Consider the following 21,409-nt stretch of genomic DNA (forward strand, 5'->3'; position numbering starts at 1 on the left):
GAAATTATTTTTTGCATATGCTATTAACTTTGTTGCATATATCACAGCCAGTACAAATAACCACCTTTTCTCCAAATACGCTTTTTAATGTGCCTATAAAATTGTCGTTGTCAAAAGCTTCAGAGCAATGGAAATATATTCTGTTAGGCGCAATGGTTATAAGAGAGCTTATGAGCACATCCTCGTTGCTTAACTCTCTGTTTAGATATCCCTGGCTCTCCACAAGGTGGTTATCTATTTCTTTGTAATTTTCGTCGATTAATACGTAGCGCATATCATCGCTTACCAGCACGTGCACGATATTATACTGTGATTCCTGCAATTCCACAAAATATTTTAACAGCTTTATAAACTCGTTATACTCTCTCTCCACAAGGTAATCGTCAACAGCTCTATCCACTACATCGTATAAGCCGCTTATATACTCTTTAAGCCTGAAATTGACAAATCCTTTTAAGTTTAATACATCACTGGTGTTAAAGTATTCCAACATAGCATTGACGATCTCAGCTTTTTTGTTTATCCAGTAAAAATCGGCGTTATCTTCGCTTAAGATGTTGTACACATTTTTTAATATTTTAAACCTCTCTTCAGAGGAAAAATAGTTGTAATTTTTGTGGATGATCTTATCTATAAACTTTATTTCCCAATGCTTTATTATAATATCCGCCAATATATTGGCCATGTACTGTCTAAAAATATCTCGCCTGTGTTCATCTTTATCCTTGACGGTGCATACAAACACCATATTATCGCCGGCAACGCTATTGGTATAATCCACTTTCAGCCCTCTTTTTTTCAGCATGTCTATTTCTTCTATAAAACTATCTATAACAGGTATGGCGTCTTTAGGAATCATCACAGTCAAACCATTGTGCAACTTCTCTCACTTCCTTTCACGATTAGTATGTGTTCAAAGGCCCTTTATATTCTCTGGCCAATGCTATTCCATCAGTGGAATAATAGAACCTATGTCTACTATTTCATCGCAATCCAAACTTACAATGGAAATACCTTTTTTATGTAAAAAATTCAAAACTTCTTTTCTATGATCATATAGCGATATATTCCCCGATATACCCATGCATTTTTTAGATATCAGTCCTGTTGCGCCACCGATAAAACCATAATCGAGCTCATACAACTTTATATTACCCGGCGGCACCAGCAAAACTTCTATGCCAAACTGCAATGCTTTTTTTGCGATACCCACATCCTGTGTAATAATTGCCTTCTCGTCAACCACACATATCGAGCACTTGGCGTATCCCTGCCTTACGTGAACCAACCTAACACCACGTTTTTCCAATTCGCATTTCAGCACTCTATCGGTATATCTTGTATTGTGGAAAGCTATATCCCCAATTCTCGCTACATTATATGCTATATCTCCAGGATAGTTTCTAGACAGAAATGTCTTTCCTGCAATAACATTAAAGCCATGCCGTTCCAGTTTGTACACAAAACTTTCGTCTGTATCTGGCGCTACAACGATATCTCTGCCACCCAAGTGATGCATCACCATATCAGGATGATAAGATACGGCATCATACAAAGCGTGGTGCCTGCAAGTGTAGATGACCTCAACGCCCATTCTACTCAATGTTTTCCCCACACTTTTGGCCCTTCCGTCAATAACAGCCAATCTTATACGGCGCGAAGGCAAATTGGGGGCCGTTATATAATCAGACATATGCACACCTTCTTTTAAAGCAAAATTAACGAAAAATTAATTTTTAGGAATTGTCCACAGCATCACCTTAATTGTATAATAAAGAGCGAAATTAGTATACGTAAAATCGAGGTGAATAAATAGAATGGAGGACAGGGCAAAAAAATACCTCTTGGTGGTGCTTTTCATCACGATAATCGCCTTTAGCGCTAAAACCTTTATGCGAACAGCATATCTAACAAAGAAAGCGCCGGCTCCGTTGCATAAACCGACATCTTATGCATTGGAAGTACCGGTGCTAGGCTATCACGCTTTTGCATCAACCAGCCAAGAGTACAAATACAGGAAAAACGCGTACGTATTGCCCATTGAACTTTTCGACAAGCAGATGAAATACCTGTACGAAAATGGATATAAAACCGTCACCTTGCCAGACCTAGAAGGCTTCTTAGAGCACAAGAAGCTATTACCTCCAAAAAGCGTAGCGATAACCATGGACGATGGATACGAGAACAATTATACGCTGGCGTACCCTATTCTAAAAAAATACCGTTTCAATGCTACTGTATTTATAATCGGAGCGTATATCCGAAAAGACGGAACAAAAAGCAAATCCCCATTTCCCCTTCTAACATATAGTGAGATGAGGAATAGCGAAGATGTATTTTCTTTTGGTTACCATACGTACAATCTGCATCGCGTCATACACCACAAACCAGCTCTTATCATGGCCAGTAGAAGTCAAATCTTAAATGACCTGGAAGAAGAGAAGCAATTGTTTTCAAGCTACAACTGGGTACCCTATTTAGCTTATCCCTACGGCAGGTACAATGATAACGTAATTCAAGCTTTAAAAAAGGCGGGCATAAGGATGGCATTTACCACTACAGAAGGCGATGTAAAGCCCGGTGACAACCCCTATACGCTAAAAAGGCACATGATAACGCCATATGTCTCTATGGATGAATTTAAAGTCATGGTAGGAAACGGCTCCTATGAAGAAAAACTAAAAGTGCGCTTTAGGCACATTTTAAGCCGCGTGCATAAAGTGATAAAAGTGATATAATAAATGCATAGACAGGAGGTCAACCATGGGCAGCAGAATAACACTGAAGAACGCTATATTGTTTATCATTTTTGAAATGCTTTTTACATCAGTTACATTACCGTATTTAATATTCTACGGGCCGTTTACCCATGTTCGTGACACCGTGGTTACAACTGCCATGACTACATTTAAACACCAGTATATCGCCACACTTTTTTTACCTAAGGACGTCATTGACAAGATTCTAGCAAGTAATTCCAGTGGGATCAAAAGTGGATCTACTGACAAAAACCTCATTAACTTTAAAAACAACCACGACAATGCCATTGATCTATACAATATAAGCGGAAAACACTTTAAAGGAAAACTTTTATTGATCCACGATCCCACAAGGATAAAAGTGGGATATTCAGCGTATATACCCAAAAAAGGTGAAACCACTAGCTCCATCGCAAAAAGAAACGGAGCCATTGCCGCCATAAACGCAGGAGGATTTGTAGATGACGGTATGAAAGGCACAGGTGGCACACCACAAGGCATCATAATACATAACGGCAAAATCGTGTACAGCACGTACACAAACTCCAACGACAACGTCAGTTTAATAGGGTTTACTTCTGATGGCAAGTTGCTGGTAGGTCATTACAAATACAGCGTTATACCGCTTCTATCTATTAAAGAAGCAGTGAGCTTTGGCCCTGCGTTGATCATCGATGGCAAGCCTATGATTCAAAAAGGCGATGGCGGTTGGGGAATAGCTCCCAGAACTGCAATAGGCCAGAGAAAAGATGGCACAGTTATATTTTTAGTCATTGACGGCAGATCTATAAAATCTGTAGGAGCGACTTTAAAGGACGTGCAGGACATCATGCTAAAGTTCGGCGCATATAATGCGGTCAACTTAGATGGCGGCTCGTCTACGACCATGTACTTTAAAGGCAAGGTGATCAACAATCCTTCTGATGCGCTGGGGGAAAGAATGGTGCCTACCATATTTTACGCCAAATGAATTAGCAGATTTTCAACGAGGGGAGAACTCATGAGATTCATAAAAAGGATTTTACTTTGGATTGTAATCTCTTTATCAATCCAGATCGGATCTTTATATTACATTAACAACTTCTTCCTGGCAGACAAAGAGGTATTTACATCTCAAAAAGTGTACTCAGAAACTAAGGCGCCTGAAAACATCACAGCAAATGTGCCTTACGGCGCCTCAAGCGTACAACCGTCCTATGATGGCGACTATATAGCCTATTTAAAAGACTACAACCTTACCATCAAAAACTGTGCTCAATCAAAGGGGAGAAATAGCTTTCAGATTGAAAATGTGCACTTTTACAGATGGCTTCCTGACAGAAACATGTTATACGCACAGGTGGAGCATCTTAAATCCACGGACAGGATTACTTTATACGCCTACGACGCAGACAATAGAAAAAAACAAATGGTAAACAGCGTATCATACCTTCCCCGCAATAGCAGTGTATCAGGTATTGAGGCTTCTCCTTTGACCAACATTATATACCTAAGTATCTCAGGAGGAGATGGCTACGATAGGCTGTATCAGATCGACATAATGGGGACCATAAAAAAGATATGGACACCTGTCAAAAAGATCGTAAAAATGGCAGAGACCCAGGAAACAGACAATCTGGTGTATCAGTCCTCAAACGACATAATCCATGTGATCAAGGATGGAAAAAAAGACGTATATTTAAGTTACAACAAATACGCACTGCTGGGCATAGATAGCCAAGATAACGTGTACCTGGGTGGTTTTGACAAAGGTAAGATCGCAAAAATATACCGAGGTACGCTGGATAAGCCTCTTAATACGTGGGATACTGTGTTACTTCCTGAGCCTTTAGACCCCAATAGCGTAACTGTAGACAAAAATGGCAATATATATAAAATCCAGGACGGTAAAACCCTTATAGATGTAAATAGCAACAACGCCATAGTAGGAAAAGGCCGTATTTTATACTTTAACAACGGGCTAATAGTTTACGAAGGAAATAACGACAATGTTATAATCAAAAAGCTCACCGCTTTATAGTTTACATCCTGCCGTTTAAGATCCTCATTACCTCATCTATTTCATAGGTGTTTAAAACGTCTTTAGCCTCCAGCCACCCTTTGCGAGCAATACCTATGCCGTATTTTATATCCTTTAATCCCTGTACGCTATGGGCATCGGGATTTATAGCCAATTTAACGCCTTTATCCTTTGCATACTTAACATAACGCCAATCCAGATCCAGTCTGTACGGATTGGCATTGATCTCGATCACTTTGTTACATCGCGCTGCCGCATCGATGACCTCGTACACATCAAAATCGTAGCCCTCTCTGGCTAGCAACAACCTTCCTGAACAGTGTCCTATGATTTTTGTATACCTGTTTTCTACGGCTTTTACCAATCTTCTGGTCATATCTTCCCTGCTCATGTTAAAATGGGAATGAACCGACGCTACTACAAAATCAAATTTCTTTAGAATATCTTCATCGTAGTCCAATGAGCCATCAGGTAAAATATCTGACTCAATGCCTTTTAATACTATTATATCCTCAAATTCTCTGTTAATTTGCTCGATTTCCTCAAATTGCCTCAATAAAGCTTCCTCGTCAAGCCCCCTCGCATAAAATGCCGATATGCTGTGGTCCGTAATGCCGATGTACTTATATCCCAAGGATCTCGCTGCTTGTACCATATCATAAAGCGAATCGGAGCCATCACTATAGGTTGTGTGGACGTGAAAAACCCCTTTTATATCGCGATCTTCAACCAATAAAGGTATATCCCCTCTCTCTGCGGCTTGGATCTCTCCCATGTTTTCTCTGAGCTCAGGAGGAATATAGGACATGTGTAGCGCATTGAAAATTTCTTCTTCTGTTTTGCATACTATAAGATCATCTCCAGAGTACAAGCCGTACTCATTCATTTTAAGCCCCATCTGCTTTGCCCTGTGCCTCATGGCGGTATTATGTTCTTTACTGCCTGTAAAGTGATGGAGGGCATACGGATATTCTTCGTGCTTTATAACACGGAGATCGGCGTTTATACCCGAGTACAAAAGAACGCTGGATTTAGTATTTCCCCGCGCTACAACTTCCTTTACACCTTCATAAGCAATAAACGCATCCATTAATTTCTCAGGTGAATCCGCAACAGCTAGTATGTCCACGTCCTTTACAATTTCTTTTTTTCGCCTCAAACTTCCCGCTATATCACACATCGATAAAAGCCCCGTTCTTTCCAGATACTCTTTTAACCTGTTAGCTTCATCCAGCGCCTCTACATACAAGTGCTGACCTGTGTACTGTTTTAGAAACTGGATGCCGTCGTATATCTTCTTCTGCGTTTTTTCACCAAATCCCTGTAATTCCACAAGCCTATTCTCTAAACAAGCGTATTCCAGCTCTCTCACACTGGTTATATTGAGCTTCTCATATAGCGCCCTAATCTTTTTAGGTCCCAGCCCTGGTATTTTCATCATCTCAATAAGCCCTGAAGGAATGGACGCTTTTAGGCTTTCATAGTACTCCAACCTTCCCGTTGTAACCAATTCTGTCAACTTCCTGTTAAGGGCGTCCCCTATCCCTTTGACCTCTTTTAATTTACCTTCTTTTACAAGCTGTTCTATATCCCGATCCAGCGTCTCAATAATCCTGGCAGCATTATAATAAGCCCTGGACTTAAAAGGGCTTTCCCCTTTTAAGTCCAGCAAAAGCCCTATCTCATTGAGGATATTTACGATAAGCTTTTTATCCATAAGCATCCATTCCAGACTAGAAATTTTCGTCAGTTAAGTAACATGCCACTATTTCGCCAAAATACATGGTATGGTAATCAGGATACCATCTGCGATTTAGCTCAGCGTTTAGGTTCTCAGGTATCATATCTTGCTTGTATACTACTTTGCATTCATAGTGCAAAGAGCACTGGCCTATAACAGGTACGCTTACTTTTTGCCCGGGCAACGCCGTAAGATCGCACTCTTTAAATTTATCGTAATCTCTTCCTGACTTTGAACCGCAGAAGCGCAATGCTTCTTTTAAGTCTTTCTCTCCTGGAACACTTACCGTAAACTCACCAGATTGCTCTATAAGTTGATGGGTATAGCGCGACTTTCTTACAGCAACCAAAAAAACAGGCCTCCCCCAGAAAAACGTAATGCCGCCCCAACCTATAACCATGGTGTTTATCTTATCCGCTTTTGAAGTTAAAAAGATACCTCTCGATGTAAGCTTTTTATCAACTTCCACCATGTACTGATTGTATGGAACTTCCTTTATCACACCGATCACTCCTCTTATTATTTTTATGGTTACTATCAATTATAGCACAAATTAAAGGAGTAAAATAACCACCAGGTATGTGAAAATATGAATTACCTGGTGGCTATTTCTTTTTCCTATTTTTCTATAGGCCTTCACTTATTATTTGAACTCAATTTTAATATATGGTTTTCATCGTAAATCCTTGATAGATTGGCTCCTACCAGTTCTACAATCACTATCTCCGCCAAATACAGAACCCTGCAACCTTCTTCCAGATGCCCGGAATAAGCTTTTTCTTTGTCCGATACCACGGCGTGTAAATGGGGCTTGCCATCCGCTATTACCCCGTCTATGGAAGAAAGCTCCAGCGGTTTATCCTCCCACCTCTCAAAGTGTTCAACAGCTGGATAACCTGTGGTCGTCACCATATGTAAGACACAGTAATCTAATGTGCCAATGGCCGATACTACTACTGCATCCTTAATATTCTCTTTTTTTATAAAATCATTTATGCTCTCCAAAACATAATCTCCCTGATCCAATCTTAAAACAAATACTCTTCCAATTTTAGGTGCGGTAAAATACTCCATCGCATTTCACTCCTCTTTATAACACCGTCTCGTCTGGCTCCCATCCCAGCTGTTCGTAGAGTTTTCTCCTGCTGGCTTTATCTTTCTCCAGCTCCTGCCTGGCGTACTTAGCTACATCATAGGCCATTTTGCGTGGAACAACTATAACGCCGTCTCCATCCGCTACTATCACATCGCCAGGATACACCGTAACCCCCCCAACACTTACCGGAATATCCTTTGCGTCAAATCGTATTCTGCCCTGATCCATCTTCTGCGAAATAAACTTCGACCATACGGGAACTTTTTCTAAAATTAACTCGTCTGTATCCCTAACGCCGCCGTTAGTCACATATCCCCTGGCCCCTTTTATCATTCCCGCAAGAGAGTTGTTGGAACCCAGGATGCCTACGTCTACACCGCTTTGATCGATCACTATGAAGTCACCGGGTTCAATATCGTTCATCCATGGGTCATAGCACACCTCTTTATAGTACCATTTAACCCATTCGGTGTACTCTTCAGGGGACATCATAGGAACAGGCTTTTCATAGGGCACATACCTTGCGGTTCTGGCTATTCCCACTACCCTGGTCCTAAACAAGGGCCTTATCTCGTAAGACATGCTGCCGTAGTGATGCATCATGTTCCAGTCCATCCCATCCCTTACATCAGAAACCCTAAGGCCTTTAAAGAGCTCTAACAGTTCCCGGTTCTCCTTTGACATTTTAGATTCCATATCAATTCCTCCCTTTAATTTAAGGCTTTAAAATTTTTATATGTATCTTGAGAAAAGGCTTTTTGCCTTTTCTCAAGATCATAAACTATTACTTCATGGACCTTGACATCTGTGTCATCTTCTCCTGGTATTTATCTAGTTCCGTTTTTATATACTTTTCATCGACTTTTTTGCCATTTTCCACTGCGGAAACAATATTATGACCGATTTTGTAAAGTTCTACACCCAATGCAGGAACCAGCATAGCAGGTTCCATCGGAATTGATTCGTCCCAGGCTTTTAAAAGCGTCTTCATATAAGGATCATTCGGTTTTATCTTTGATTCCACATCTTTGCCCCATGGGATCGCATACTTGGCCTCATAAAGCTTTAGTGACATCTCAGGTGAACCTAAATACTTCATCAATTCCCACGCTGCGTCTTTGTTCTTCGAATTCTTAGCTAGAGACCATTGATGGAGTGAAGCGGTGATACCGTTTTTCCCACTGACACCAGTTGCAGATAATACAACGCCATAAGGCTTTACTTTATCCATTTCTCCTTTCTTGATATAGGAAGCTAGTGGTCCTAATCCATTGGTATTAATCCACATAGCCACATTATTTTTATCGGTATAAAAATTTTCGGTTCCCTTACTCATAGATGTACCCGGAGGACAATACCTTGCAAAAGTTGCAATCCATTCGTATGCCTGAATTACTTTATCAGAATTTATATGCCATTTTATATCAGCTGGATTATCTGTAGTCCATTCGGCATAATTGGTTTGGCCAAATATATCCATAACCCATTTAGGAAATATATCCAGATTATTCATGTAACCGCCGTAGGTTTGCCTACCTGTCTTTGGATCTTTGCCCGTCATCTTTTTGGCTTTTTCCATCAGACTATCCAACGATTCATGATCCTTTAAATACTCCACCCCATAATCGTCAAATAGCCGTTTATCATATACGGTCCACTTAGCACTTATAAATTTTGGAGTACCTAAATGAATTCCTTTATACTTAATAAACGGCCCATCATACATATTACCCCATAAATCTACCGGATTTATACCATCCCTCTTTACGTACTCGTCAATGGGCTCTATCAAACCTTTGTCATACCAGTCTTTTGGCTCATTAAGATGTACCACATCCACATCGCCATTCATTAGAGCAGTTGTAACTTTTGGTTGCCAGTCAGACCATGGAATTGTTGTGATCCTTACATCTACTTTAGGATGCGTCTTCAGAAAATCCTGTATCAAGGTTTTCCAGCCAGGTATGGTATCTCCTGTAATAGGATCGGTTGTATCCTCTATAGGATCACCAACGACAAATAATTTAACCGTACCGCTTATTTCCTTTTTACCAGCATTATTACTTTCATTTTTCCCATTTGTTTTGACCGTTTTACTGTTCGTAGAACAAGCTGAAAAAGCAAACAACAATATACTACATAATATTAAAGTCAATACCTTTTTAAAAACCATCCTCACTTTTAAAACCCCCTTTATTCATTTTTACTCATTGTTTTATACCTGATAACGCTATGCTTTCAATTATATACCTTTGCATAAACAGGAAAATTATCAATATAGGTAAAACACTAATCGTCGTTATCGCCATATTAACCCCCGGAAATTGCTGACCACCTGTTTCAGTAGTAACGTATATAGCTACTGCAATCTGTATCAAGTACTTCGCTGGATCAGACAATATTATTAAAGGCCATAAAAAGTTATTCCATTGTCTGATTATTAATAACACTACTAAAGTAGCAGTAATAGGTGCACACAAAGGCAAATATATGCGTCCAAATATATTGAACTCGCTAGCTCCATCGATTATAGCCGCTTCTCTTAAAACACCGGGCAAAGTATCTATATACTGTTTTACAAGAAATGTCCCAAAACCATACACTACCGATGGTAAGAAAAATGGCCAATAGGTATTTAGCATACCCAGATACCTAAACAAATTCCACGAAGGTATCATTGTCACTTCCCATGGAACCATCAAAGTACCTAAAATCACTATAAAGAAAAATTTTTTACCTTTAAATTCCAATTTCGAAAAGGCATAACCACTTAGCAAAGCTGATATAGCGCTTATAGCTACCGAAACCACAGTATAATATATAGTATTTAAAAAATACCTGGCCATTGGAAGATCTTTAAATGCAATTCTGTAATTAATCCACGAAAATTCCTTTGGCAACAACGATGGAGGAAAAGGCATTGAATAGTTAGCAGTTTTATCTACACTAACAGTTACCATCCACAAAAATGGCATTATAAATATTGCTGAAAGTATCAGTAAAATTGCAAAAAGTATTGAATTGGAGATAAATTCGCTTTTTTTCTTTGATTTCAAGATACTCAACCCGATTCCCCCCTAATCACTATCCCACTTAATCAATCGAACATTTATAAGAGTCAATGCAAATATGATAAAAAACAATATATACGCAGCAGCCGATGCCAACCCAAACCTCATACCCTGAAAACCAATAGCATAAATATACAATACCACTGTCCTAAGGGTACCTCCAGGCTGGCCTGTATTTCCACCTATCATCCACACATCTCCAAATCTCTGCATAGCTCCAATTACACCGGTTATAAAGACAAAAACGAATATAGGTTTCATGCTAGGAATTGTAATATATCGCCATCTTTTTAACGCAGTAGCTCCATCGACTTCTGCAGCTTCATACAATTCTCTGGGTACAGATTGCAACCCTGCTAAAAATATCAATGTATTATATCCAATGCTTTGCCACGTAGACATTATCACTACAGTAACTCTCGCTATTCTCGCATCGATAAACCAACCAAATGGGCCTATACCGAATAATTTTTTTAATATGTAATTTATAGCACCTATATCCGTAGGATAAAATAGACTTAAAAATATCGTTGAAGCTGCTACGACAGACGTTATATTTGGTATATATATAGCCGATTTAAAATAATTCTTCCCCCATCTGCAAGCGTTTATCATACTCGCAATAATAAAGGCACCTGGTATATTAAGCAATAATCCTAGTACACCCATATATACCGTATTATATAATGCTCCTACAAAATCTGGATCCTTTAGTATAGTTTTATAATTATCCAGCCCCACCCACGTCTGAGTTATATAATTTGTACTGTAAAAACTCAACCTGAGCGATTCAATCACAGGATACAAAACAAATACAATTATCCCCAAAACGGTAGGAGCAATAAAAGCGTAAGCCGCTATGTTATTACCGTATCTACTCTTTCGATGCCTCAAAGGTGTTTTAACATTTACAATTGTAACATTCAATTTCCTCATCACCTCTTTCTTATAACATAAAGTAAACGTTAACTAAATCAAATCATTGTTTTTTTTGAAAAACACCTCCTTTCTTCAATAATTTTTATCAATAGATTTTTGGAATTTTAAAACGTTTACTTAATTGCCATAATTACTTTTCTTTTTTTGTTATAAGATCTCTAACAATGTATTTTGAAGCAATCGGGTAATTAATTCATCCGTTTACCACACATGTAGCGTTTGTGAACGTTTACTAAAATATTTACCGAAACCCTTCTTTCTTTTCTCTCTTACATCTCTTTTTCTGCCTACTAAAATTCCCCTGTTTCTTCTACTAGAAGAATATCTCATCATAAAAAACTTTTCAAATTTTAAATTATCTCAAATTTAATGAATATTACTCGTTTCCTTTCTCTGTCTGCATTTTTCTCCAGATTTCTCATTTTTTCTTCATGTTTCACAAGATTAACAGTTCGCGATGCCCACAGACTTTCACTACCAACTTACCACTTATTAAGGTGCACAAAAAAGCCCGAGAATATTGATTTCTCAGGCTTTTCTCGTTGAGGCGGCACCCAGATTCGAACTGGGGATAAAGGTTTTGCAGACCTCTGCCTTACCACTTGGCTATGCCGCCATAGAGCGGACAACGAGGTTCGAACTCGCGACCTCCACCTTGGCAAGGTGGCGCTCTAGCCAGCTGAGCTATGTCCGCTTAAATAATGCCTCAGGAGGGAATCGAACCCCCGACACGGGGATTTTCAGTCCCCTGCTCTACCGACTGAGCTACCGAGGCACTTTACGACCTGGAAGGGACTTGAACCCTCGACCTCTAGCGTGACAGGCTAGCGTTCTAACCAACTGAACTACCAGGCCTCTTAGTGGGCACAACAGGACTCGAACCTGTGACCCCTTGCTTGTAAGGCAAGTGCTCTCCCAGCTGAGCTATGCGCCCTTTTTATCCTTCTTTTCCTAACTCGATTAGGTCAAACCTCAGCTGACAGATGATAGTATACCATATAACACTTAGTTCGTCAACACTTTTTATTGATTTTACATCACTCTGTAATATTGATAAAAGCCCTGATAACTTACAAGATACCAGGGCTGAACATCTCTAAACCTTATATCTTCCTTACATTAGCCGCCTGCGGACCTTTTGCTCCTTCCACTACATCAAACTCGACCATTTGTCCTTCCTCAAGGGTTTTAAAGCCATTCATCTCTATCGCAGAGTAGTGGACAAATACATCGCTTCCCCCTTCTCTTTCAATAAATCCATAACCCTTTTCTGGATTAAACCATTTTACTTTGCCTTTAAACATCAGTACATTCCTCCAAACATAAAAAACTTAAAACTATCTATACAATAGTATACCTAATCATAACACAATAAACTCATTATGTCAAATTAATTTCTATAAAAATTTTTGATCTCTTAGCAAATTTATGTAAATTTGTATGCCTTTCAGCAGTATGTTTTCATCAAAATTAAACCTACAGTGGTGCAATGGATATACAAAGCCCTTTTTTTCATTTCTAGCCCCTAGCATTATATAAAAAGACGGAGCTACTTGACTGTAAAAAGAAAAATCCTCTGCCAACATAACAGGATCCATGCGCACAATATCACTTTCTGGAACGGACCTTAACACCAGCTCATAAAGCCTCTCGTCATTTATCACAGGGGGGTATGTCTCTCTTATATCCATATCTATTTTTACTCCATCGGATATACAAAGTCCCTTTGAAATTTCCTGCAGAGCCGCTTTTATATCCAAAAACACCTCTTTTTTCAACGCCCTTATAGTGCCTTCCAACCTCACCCTGTCCGATACCACATTTCTCACGTTACCACCGTAGATGCGGCCAAAAGTGATCACAGCGTTCTCTAACGGGTCCACTTTCCTGCTTACCACGGTTTGTACCTGCTGGATAAATTGCGACGCCGTAACTATGGCATCGCGGCCTTTGTGGGGCATAGCCCCATGAGAGCTTTTACCGTAAATATCCACGTCAATTTCTACCGCCATAGCCATTAACGGGCCGCTCTTTAAACCTATTGAGCCTTCAGGTATATCGGGGTATATGTGATAGCCGAAAATACCATCTACCTTATACCTGTCAAATACTCCGCTCTTTATGAGGTTTAAAGCTCCACCTGTTTGCTCTTCAGCAGGTTCAAAAATCAGCATTACATTTTCCTTTAGCTTATTTTTGACACAAGATAAATAACGGGCTAATCCCAGCAATATAGCCATGTGACCGTCATGGCCACATGCGTGCATAACCCCTTCATTAGCAGAAGCATACTCAACATTTGTTTCCTCTATTACAGGGAGGGCATCCATATCTGCCCTAAAAGCATATGTGCGCTCTCCTCTGCTCCCTTTTAAAAGACCTATTATGCCATTACCTGCAATATCACTTTCATAATACACGTCCAGCTTTTTAAGGTATTGACATATAAACTCCGCCGTATTTTTTTCTTCAAAGCTTAATTCAGGATGCTTATGTAAGTGCCTCCTTATCGCAAATATTTCATCCCTGAGGTTCATAACACTTTCCTCTATTTGCATAACCAGATCACTCCTGTACTCACAATAACCGTATTGGCTTTAACGCTTCCATGTTATACGATATTTGCCAGATGAGATTCAAGAGCTAATATTCCAGCTCCTACTACCGGTGCCGTTTTGCCCAGCGGGGTGATTTTAACGCTACACCTGCTCAAAGGAGTAGAGAGGGCTTTTAATCTCATTGCTTGTTCTATGTCAGCCAGCATTATATTCCCGTATTCCACTGCATCTCCCCCCAATACCACTAGCTGGGGATTAAGCAAATTCACAGCTATTGATAAAGCAATTCCTACATACCTACCCACTTCTTTTAATATATCCAGTGCTATAAGATCGCCAGATCTGGCTTTGTCCGAAATCGTTTTTATATCTATGGCTTCCGTACTTCCTTTTCGCTTCATATAGCGATAGCAAATAGCAGGGGTAGACGCAATGGTTTCAAGGCAACCGTAATTGCCACAGGAGCACCTGCGCCCGTCTTCGTCTACTGTGATATGGCCTATTTCCCCAGTACTGCCCGATATTCCCCTGTAAACAAGTCCGTCTATAACTATACCCGATCCTACACCTGTCCTGAAATTAACGGCTATAAAATTATCCACGTTTTGAGCGCATCCGGCCCATCCTTCGCCCAACGCCGTTACATTCGCCTCATTGTCGATATAAACGGGAATCCCAAGCCTTTTTACAAGTTCTGTTTTTAATTCTACATCTTTCCAATTTAAATTAGGAGCCACAGCTATCACCTGGGTCTCGGGGTAAACCCACCCTGGAATACCCACTCCAGCAGCCAATATAACCCTTTTGGAATTGGCGTATACCTTATCGACCAATTTTTTTATAATATCCACCACTTCATTTACATCGCTCTTTACCAACTTATCCGAGCTCAAAGCAATAATTGAGCCTTTTAAATCCAGCAATCCAACGGTTATAACCGCAGGATCTACGTCTATTCCTAAAATACCCCAATGGCTGGTGTCCACCTCCAAAAGTTTTGGAGGTCTCCCCCCTGTGGATAAACCCCCGTCGTATTCTACAATAAGGCGATTATGTAAAAGATCAGACACTATATTAGATATGGCTGTTGCCGTAAGACCCGTTTTCTTTTGAAGATCCGCTCGGCTTAATGCGCCGTTTTTGCTTATCTCTTCAAACACCGTATATCTATTTAACACCCTTAAATACTGTTGATTAGCCGTTATATTTAATACCACTTTATACCGCCCTCTTAACTTTCTTAATATTTTAAAATAAATTCATTAAGCTTATTATAGTAAAACCCATGTTTGTTTTTCAAGAATTTCTATTCCTGACAATACTGTTGACATCAATCCCCTTTATTTGTACATTGACCCTAAGGACATTTATAGCTGTCATATACTCTATTTGGGTTTTTACGTTTTTTTGAATGCCCAATACAATGTCCTGTATTCTCCTACCGTACTTTACGATCACATCAACAGTCAATATTATCCCATCTTCGCCTTTCTTTATCTCTACCCTTCTGGTTTTAGCAACGCCGTCAACTTTTAAAGCTTCGTGGGATACAAGAGACATAATAGCTGTATCAGCGATCTCGTATTTGCCCATATAACTGTAATGGGGTCTTACCAACGTTTTTTCTATCACTACATTTTTATGTCCTACGCGCCTTAATATTTTGAGGGGATCCATAAAAAAACCCGAAAAGCTGTCTTTTATCTCAAAAGTGGGAACAGGTATCACATGGGTACCATTTAAAGTCCTGTTGCTCTGTGCTTTCTTGATTTCCCACGGCTTTGATACGTCTTCTATGCGTATTATCTCTGATACAGGAGGCAAGCCCAACCGCTCTGCTATTTTACATACCATCCCATCAGATGTGCCCAAAATCAAAACGCTATTAATATGCTTAGCCTCTAGGGCTTGCTTTACTGCCCGAGCATGTCGCTCATCTACAAAAAGCGCCGTTTTAATGGCAGCCACTTTGGTCAGCTCCTTTTTAGCCGACTTACCTGCTACCACTTTATTCCCCATTATCAAAAGGCCATCGTCTATTATCGCTTCAATTCCTCTTGCCCCTGCAACTTGTAAGGACTTGTAAGACTTACCGGAACCGCTAGGTCCCACCAGCGCATACACTATCATAAAACAACCTCCACAGATATTATATCAGAGATTTTATCGCTGTTGTACTCCTTTTCAAAGCTCTCCAACTCATATTAAACTCCATCTATTAATATAAATAAAACTGTATAAGCCATCCCAAGACCCATATAAAGGAGTGTTCTTATGATAAAAGAAGAGGATCTGCTTTTATTTAAAACACATATCAAACCTGATGGACTATCTCAAAAAGAAGCCGAATCCCGTTTGAAAACATATGGTCCCAATGAACTCGTAAAAAAAACCGAGATATCTCCTTTAATGCTTTTTTTAGAACAATTTAAAAACTTCATAGTCATAGTCCTCCTTATAGCCACAGCCATATCCTACTTTCTAGGCGAAGTAGCAGATGCAGCCACCATAACCGTCATCGTAATTATGAACGCCATACTGGGATTCATACAAGAATATCGCACAGAAAAGTCCCTCGAAGCTTTAAAAGAACTATCTGCACCCCATGCCACTGTATTGCGGGATGGTAAGCAGATGGTCATTCCAGCCAGAGAACTGGTCCCTGGAGACGTCATTATATTAAAAGCAGGTGATAATATTCCCGCTGACTGCGCGCTAATTGAAGCGTCAAACGTTCAGACCAATGAATCCATTCTAACAGGGGAATCCATCCCTGTAGAAAAAAAACCTGCCGAATACAGGTCAAACTTTATAGAAAAGGCCAAAAAAGACAACATCCTCTTCATGGGAACCACGATGGTTTCAGGCAGGGCAAAAGCCATCGTCATAGCTACAGGTATGCGCACAGAGATGGGCAATATCGCCGACATGATTCAAAACACGGATTTCAAAGCAACTCCACTGCAAAAACGCCTAGACCGTATAGGCAAAGAGCTGGTGCTTATAAGTCTTACAGTGTGTGTTCTCATTATCTTTGCAGGTATATACCACGGCGAATCTGTGTACGACATGTTCTTCGCTGGGGTAAGCTTAGCTGTAGCCGCTATCCCCGAAGGATTGCCCGCTATCGTCACGGTTTCTCTGGCCTTAGGAGTACAGAGGATGTTAAGGCGCAACGCCCTTATAAGGAAATTACCTGCCGTAGAGACCTTGGGAAGCACCAGCGTTATATGTTCTGACAAAACGGGAACCATCACAGAAAATAAGATGACCGTAACTAAAATATACGTAGACGGTCAAATAATTGACGTAACAGGCACTGGCTACGATGTAGTTGGAGAATTTAGATCTGAAGGCAGGCATTTAAACGCCGCCCACAATATTTCCTTACAGATGCTGTTAACTATAGGAGCTCTTTGCAACGACTCGGAGCTTTCTGAAAACGACCTGCGTGGAGACCCCACAGAGATCGCTATAATGATAGCATCCAGAAAAGGTAAGATAGATGAAAAAGTCGCCGGATACCAGCGAATTGCTGAAATACCTTTTGATTCCGATAGAAAGTGCATGAGCGTAATCTGCAGGGATAAAAGCAACCAACTTTACGTATTTACAAAAGGAGCTCCAGATAAAATATTGAATATATGTTCAAGAAAATTAAATGATGGCGATATTTCACTTTTAACGACCACAGAAAAAAAACGAATTCTCAGCGTAAACGATCAGATGGCAGGCCAAGCCCTGCGAGTGCTGGGTTTTGCTTATAAAAAATTAGAGTTTCTGCCTCGAGATATCAAAGGGTCCACTATAGAAAAAAATTTGATATTTGTGGGAATGGAGGGAATGATAGACCCACCAAGACCTGAAGCTGTAGAATCTATAAAAAAATGCTACAAGGCCGGCATAAAGCCCGTGATGATTACAGGAGATCATAAAATAACAGCTATAGCCGTAGCTCAAAAAATCGGGCTGGATGTCAGTGAAAAAAGCGTTCTTACTGGCGACGAAATAGAAGCCCTTAGCGATAAAGAGCTGGAGAAAAAAGTACAAGACATATCGGTTTTTGCGAGGGTGACCCCAAAACACAAATTCAGAATAGTGCGAGCCTACAAAAAACGCGACAATATAGTGGCCATGACCGGTGACGGAGTCAACGATGCACCGGCTCTAAAAGAGGCAGATATAGGTATCGCCATGGGGAAATCCGGAACAGATGTAGCTAAAGAAGCTTCTTCCATGATATTGTTAGACGATAATTTTGCCACAATAGTAGCGGCGGTTGAAGAGGGCAGGATTATATACGAAAACATAAGGAAGTTTATACGATACCTTCTCTCGTGTAATCTCGGCGAAATACTTATGATGGCCGTAGCTACATTTTTAGGCCAGCCCGTCCCCTTAATACCTATACAGATACTGTGGATAAATCTAGTGACCGATGGATTGCCGGCACTGGCACTAGGCGTAGATCCCCCTGAAGACGACATCATGCAACAACCCCCTCGCAAGAGGAAAGAAAGCATTTTCTCTGGAGGTTTGGGCGCGCAAATACTGCTATCGGGTTTTCTAATAGGGGCCAGTTCACTGGCGGCCTTTACTACCATGATGTTCCTGACCAATGGCGATATACAGCAAAGCCGTACGGTAGCTTTTGCTACCATGATAATATCTGAGCTTATATATTCTTTCCAAAGCCGCTCAGAACGCAAAAAAAATTTCCCCAGAGGATGGTTTACAAACCCTTACCTGGTGCTAGCTGTTGCATCCTCTTTTATACTCATGTTAGTCGCAATTTACATACCATTTTTATCCTACATATTTAAGACTACTCCATTGGATTTTAAAGCCTGGTTAACGATCATGGGATTTTCCTTGATACAATTTATTGTCAATAACTTCCTAATGTGATCATTCATCATTTCTTTTTCTGTACGGTAGCGGTACATACTGAACAGATGGCCTTCTCTGAACAGGTTGAGGGTAAAGTTCCATAAGCCTGTACACCTCATCAGGCAAATCGTTAGAAACATCAAGCCCCATCTGGCGCAACTGCTCGCAAGAAATAGGGTAGTCGTGAGTCCAGCGCCCTTCCGTAAACATATCAGCAAGATCCCTGGATTTTTTTTCATCAAACCTTTTGGACAGTATCCTGTAGAGGCTATCCCTCACCTGTACAATGGCCTTTTCTGCCACATCAGCCATAATCAACGTTTCATCGTCTATTTTGTCAATAGGCTTTTCCCTTAATACCCTTATAAGCGAAGCAGCAGGGTAATTGCCTAATTGAGGATCCACCGGCCCTAAAACGGCATTTTCATCCATTACGATTTCATCGGCAGCCAGAGCCAAAAGGGTACCACCTGACATGGCATAATGAGGTACCATGACGGTGACCTTGCCTTTGTGCTTTATAATGGCGCTGGCAATCTGCTCTGCTGCCAACACCAATCCCCCAGGCGTATGCAATATGAGATCAATGGGCATATCGTCAGGGGTAAAACGGATCGCTCTTAAGATCTGCTCTGAATCCTCTATAGTGATATACCTGCTCAGAGGCAACCCCAATATGCTCAACATTTCCTGCCGATGAATCATAACGATAACCCTAGTTCCTCTTTTTCTTTCGATATCCTGTATCATTTTATAACGTTTTATTTCAATACTCCTCTGCTTGAAAGCAGGCAAAAATGTATACAGTATAAGTATCAGCCATATTATATTCCATATCCACACCTCGGAAATACCTCCGCGCACTTATTTGTATTTATTATTTCACAATTACCGCCTGTTATAATCCTAAAGCAATTTTACAACTGCATAAATGCCGCCATGCTCCCTGTCATACCTTTATCTCTCCTGTAAGAGAAAAATTCACGGCTACAACTGGTGCATACACCGCTTATAGCGATATTTTCGTCGGGCACCCCTGCCTCCAAAAAAAGATAGTAATTTGCTTTTGCAAGATCTAACATCCATTTTCCGCCACCTTTAGGGTGAACCACAGGTACAGGTGTTTTCATATCTTTAAACCTTTGGGCTACATCATCTCCTACCTCGTAGCAGCACACACCTATGCAAGGCCCGATTGCTACTAAACACTGCCAGGGTTTTGTCCCATATTCCTTTTCCATAGCTTTTAATGTCTTTTGCGCAATTTTCAGCGCTGTGCCTTTCCAACCTGAATGAGATAAAGCTATAGCTCTGTGAACCCTATCGTAAAAAAACAAAGGCACGCAATCAGCGTAAAAGGTTACCAAAGGTACCCCTCTTTCATTGGTCATAAGCCCGTCGGCGTTGACGATATCGCTTTTCCTAACCAGTCCCTTGCCTTTGTCCGCCGACGTCACTTTTACAACCCTATCTCCATGTACCTGGTCAGAAAAAACCAGATCCTCGTAGTTATACCCACCTACATCGCATATTATGCGGAAATTGCGAAATACCTCTTCCTTTGTGTCACACCTTTTAAAGCTTAAATTCAAGGATTCATAACAACCTCTGCTGACGCCACCTATTCTGGTGGTAAACAAATGTTTTATCCCTTCCTTTTCAAAAGAGGGTATGGTATAAAAGACAACGCCATTGATACAATTTCGCTTAAAACCCATGCACGGCATTTAATCACCCTTTTCTTATTAGTTCTACGAACATATACTTATTATACCAGTAAAGCCAATATGACAACAACCAGTGTAAATTGCGCTTAAAAGGTATATAATAAATTGTAAACATAGGAAAGGAGAATTTACATGGACTTTAAAAGAGCTGTAGATATAGTAAACTCTCAAGATACTTATGAGGTCCTGTACAATGGAAAAACGGTATGGATTACGGGACTACATCCCGACAATGAAACGGCGGATATTAATATACTGGAAAATAACCAGAACGTCAACGTACCCGTGAGCCAGCTAAAAGAAGGCAAAAAATTCTAAAAAACAAAAGAGCCATTACTGAAGTGCACCCCAAATATTAGACAAAAATCAACTAATATTTGGAGGTGCATTTTATTATGGCAAAATACTCTTATGAAGAAAAATTAAAAATAGTACAGTCGGCAAATGGGAACGTATATATTATGAGGAAGGACCGGAAGCTCTCTATACAGAAAACCGAGGGAGGAAAAAAACAATGAATTTAGATAAACCAAAGAAGCCTAAACTTTCTAAACAAACAGAAGAAGATCTAATCGCTGAAATTCAGCGACTTCGTATGGAGAATGCGT

General features: G+C 40.2%; 20 protein-coding genes and 5 tRNA genes. 5 read left to right on the plus strand and 20 right to left on the minus strand.

Annotated features, from left to right (window positions below):
• Positions 1-4: 4 nt before the first annotated feature.
• Positions 5-880, minus strand: coding sequence for a putative sporulation protein YtxC (gene ytxC / locus CALPO_RS13200; RefSeq protein ID WP_051585817.1), 876 nt, complete (start codon positions 878-880; stop codon positions 5-7).
• Between the two features lie 63 nt (positions 881-943).
• The gene (locus CALPO_RS0103995; protein ID WP_035172146.1) at positions 944-1,693 is read right to left on the minus strand and encodes a DUF6873 family GME fold protein; all 750 of its coding nucleotides are present in this window, start codon (positions 1,691-1,693) and stop codon (positions 944-946) included.
• 124 nt (positions 1,694-1,817) lie between these two features.
• Between CALPO_RS0103995 and CALPO_RS14135 the strand changes: the two genes are divergently transcribed.
• From CALPO_RS14135 to CALPO_RS0104010, 3 genes are read left to right on the plus strand one after another with little or no spacing between them, the layout of a single operon-like run.
• Positions 1,818-2,738, plus strand: coding sequence for a polysaccharide deacetylase family protein (locus CALPO_RS14135; protein WP_051585818.1), 921 nt, complete (start codon positions 1,818-1,820; stop codon positions 2,736-2,738).
• Between the two features lie 25 nt (positions 2,739-2,763).
• The gene (locus CALPO_RS0104005) at positions 2,764-3,729 is read left to right on the plus strand and encodes a phosphodiester glycosidase family protein (protein ID WP_026486182.1); all 966 of its coding nucleotides are present in this window, start codon (positions 2,764-2,766) and stop codon (positions 3,727-3,729) included.
• A 30-nt stretch (positions 3,730-3,759) separates the two neighbouring features.
• The gene (locus CALPO_RS0104010; protein ID WP_026486183.1) at positions 3,760-4,779 is read left to right on the plus strand and encodes a hypothetical protein; all 1,020 of its coding nucleotides are present in this window, start codon (positions 3,760-3,762) and stop codon (positions 4,777-4,779) included.
• A 1-nt stretch (position 4,780) separates the two neighbouring features.
• Here CALPO_RS0104010 and polX read toward each other — a convergent pair whose 3' ends face one another.
• From polX to CALPO_RS0104090, 16 genes are all read right to left on the minus strand, one after another.
• Complete coding sequence (gene polX / locus CALPO_RS0104015) at positions 4,781-6,496, minus strand: DNA polymerase/3'-5' exonuclease PolX (protein WP_026486184.1); 1,716 nt, start codon at positions 6,494-6,496, stop codon at positions 4,781-4,783.
• A 16-nt stretch (positions 6,497-6,512) separates the two neighbouring features.
• Complete coding sequence (locus CALPO_RS0104020; RefSeq protein ID WP_245589880.1) at positions 6,513-7,022, minus strand: flavin reductase family protein; 510 nt, start codon at positions 7,020-7,022, stop codon at positions 6,513-6,515.
• 134 nt (positions 7,023-7,156) lie between these two features.
• On the minus strand, positions 7,157-7,594 hold the full coding sequence (locus tag CALPO_RS0104025; protein ID WP_026486186.1) for a PPC domain-containing DNA-binding protein: 438 nt from the start codon (positions 7,592-7,594) through the stop codon (positions 7,157-7,159).
• A gap of 16 nt (positions 7,595-7,610) precedes the next feature.
• A complete protein-coding gene (locus tag CALPO_RS0104030) occupies positions 7,611-8,312 on the minus strand; it encodes an RraA family protein (protein WP_245589881.1) in 702 nt (233 codons plus the stop codon).
• 88 nt (positions 8,313-8,400) lie between these two features.
• On the minus strand, positions 8,401-9,789 hold the full coding sequence (locus CALPO_RS0104035; protein WP_245589907.1) for an extracellular solute-binding protein: 1,389 nt from the start codon (positions 9,787-9,789) through the stop codon (positions 8,401-8,403).
• A 34-nt stretch (positions 9,790-9,823) separates the two neighbouring features.
• Positions 9,824-10,681, minus strand: coding sequence for a carbohydrate ABC transporter permease (locus CALPO_RS0104040; protein ID WP_051585819.1), 858 nt, complete (start codon positions 10,679-10,681; stop codon positions 9,824-9,826).
• A gap of 12 nt (positions 10,682-10,693) precedes the next feature.
• Positions 10,694-11,623 (minus strand): carbohydrate ABC transporter permease, encoded by a 930-nt coding sequence (locus CALPO_RS0104045; RefSeq protein WP_051585820.1) that lies wholly within the window; start codon positions 11,621-11,623, stop codon positions 10,694-10,696.
• 548 nt (positions 11,624-12,171) lie between these two features.
• Positions 12,172-12,242 (minus strand) — tRNA-Cys (locus CALPO_RS0104050).
• Positions 12,243-12,246: 4 nt separating this feature from the next.
• A tRNA-Gly gene (locus tag CALPO_RS0104055) sits at positions 12,247-12,320 on the minus strand.
• 8 nt (positions 12,321-12,328) lie between these two features.
• Positions 12,329-12,401: transfer RNA gene (locus CALPO_RS0104060), tRNA-Phe, on the minus strand.
• 6 nt (positions 12,402-12,407) lie between these two features.
• Positions 12,408-12,481, minus strand: a tRNA-Asp gene (locus CALPO_RS0104065).
• A gap of 6 nt (positions 12,482-12,487) precedes the next feature.
• Positions 12,488-12,560 (minus strand) — tRNA-Val (locus CALPO_RS0104070).
• A 169-nt stretch (positions 12,561-12,729) separates the two neighbouring features.
• On the minus strand, positions 12,730-12,930 hold the full coding sequence (locus CALPO_RS0104075; RefSeq protein ID WP_026486191.1) for a cold-shock protein: 201 nt from the start codon (positions 12,928-12,930) through the stop codon (positions 12,730-12,732).
• A 93-nt stretch (positions 12,931-13,023) separates the two neighbouring features.
• Positions 13,024-14,184 carry a M20 metallopeptidase family protein gene (locus CALPO_RS0104080; protein WP_035172147.1) on the minus strand — a complete coding sequence of 387 codons (1,161 nt, stop codon included), beginning with the start codon at positions 14,182-14,184 and terminating at the stop codon, positions 13,024-13,026.
• A gap of 53 nt (positions 14,185-14,237) precedes the next feature.
• Positions 14,238-15,401, minus strand: a complete 1,164-nt coding sequence (locus CALPO_RS0104085) for an ROK family protein (protein WP_026486193.1) — start codon at positions 15,399-15,401, stop codon at positions 14,238-14,240.
• A gap of 79 nt (positions 15,402-15,480) precedes the next feature.
• Positions 15,481-16,314, minus strand: coding sequence for an Asp23/Gls24 family envelope stress response protein (locus CALPO_RS0104090; RefSeq protein ID WP_026486194.1), 834 nt, complete (start codon positions 16,312-16,314; stop codon positions 15,481-15,483).
• Between the two features lie 144 nt (positions 16,315-16,458).
• On the opposite strand from CALPO_RS0104090, the gene CALPO_RS0104095 reads away from it, so the two are divergent.
• Positions 16,459-19,092, plus strand: coding sequence for a calcium-transporting P-type ATPase, PMR1-type (locus CALPO_RS0104095; protein WP_051585821.1), 2,634 nt, complete (start codon positions 16,459-16,461; stop codon positions 19,090-19,092).
• On the opposite strand, the gene CALPO_RS0104100 is transcribed toward CALPO_RS0104095, so the two are convergent.
• Together CALPO_RS0104100 and pgeF are read right to left on the minus strand one after the other, a co-directional pair.
• Positions 19,093-19,917 (minus strand): SDH family Clp fold serine proteinase, encoded by an 825-nt coding sequence (locus CALPO_RS0104100; protein ID WP_035172149.1) that lies wholly within the window; start codon positions 19,915-19,917, stop codon positions 19,093-19,095. It lies immediately after the preceding gene.
• 74 nt (positions 19,918-19,991) lie between these two features.
• Complete coding sequence (gene pgeF / locus CALPO_RS0104105) at positions 19,992-20,801, minus strand: peptidoglycan editing factor PgeF (RefSeq protein WP_026486197.1); 810 nt, start codon at positions 20,799-20,801, stop codon at positions 19,992-19,994.
• Between the two features lie 132 nt (positions 20,802-20,933).
• Here pgeF and CALPO_RS0104110 point away from each other — a divergent pair, with 132 nt between their 5' ends.
• On the plus strand, positions 20,934-21,119 hold the full coding sequence (locus tag CALPO_RS0104110; RefSeq protein ID WP_026486198.1) for an H-type small acid-soluble spore protein: 186 nt from the start codon (positions 20,934-20,936) through the stop codon (positions 21,117-21,119).
• Positions 21,120-21,409 lie beyond the last annotated feature (290 nt).

Origin of the sequence: Caldanaerobius polysaccharolyticus DSM 13641, from assembly GCF_000427425.1 — a bacterium.
Classification (GTDB): Bacteria; Bacillota; Thermoanaerobacteria; order Thermoanaerobacterales; family Caldanaerobiaceae; genus Caldanaerobius; species Caldanaerobius polysaccharolyticus.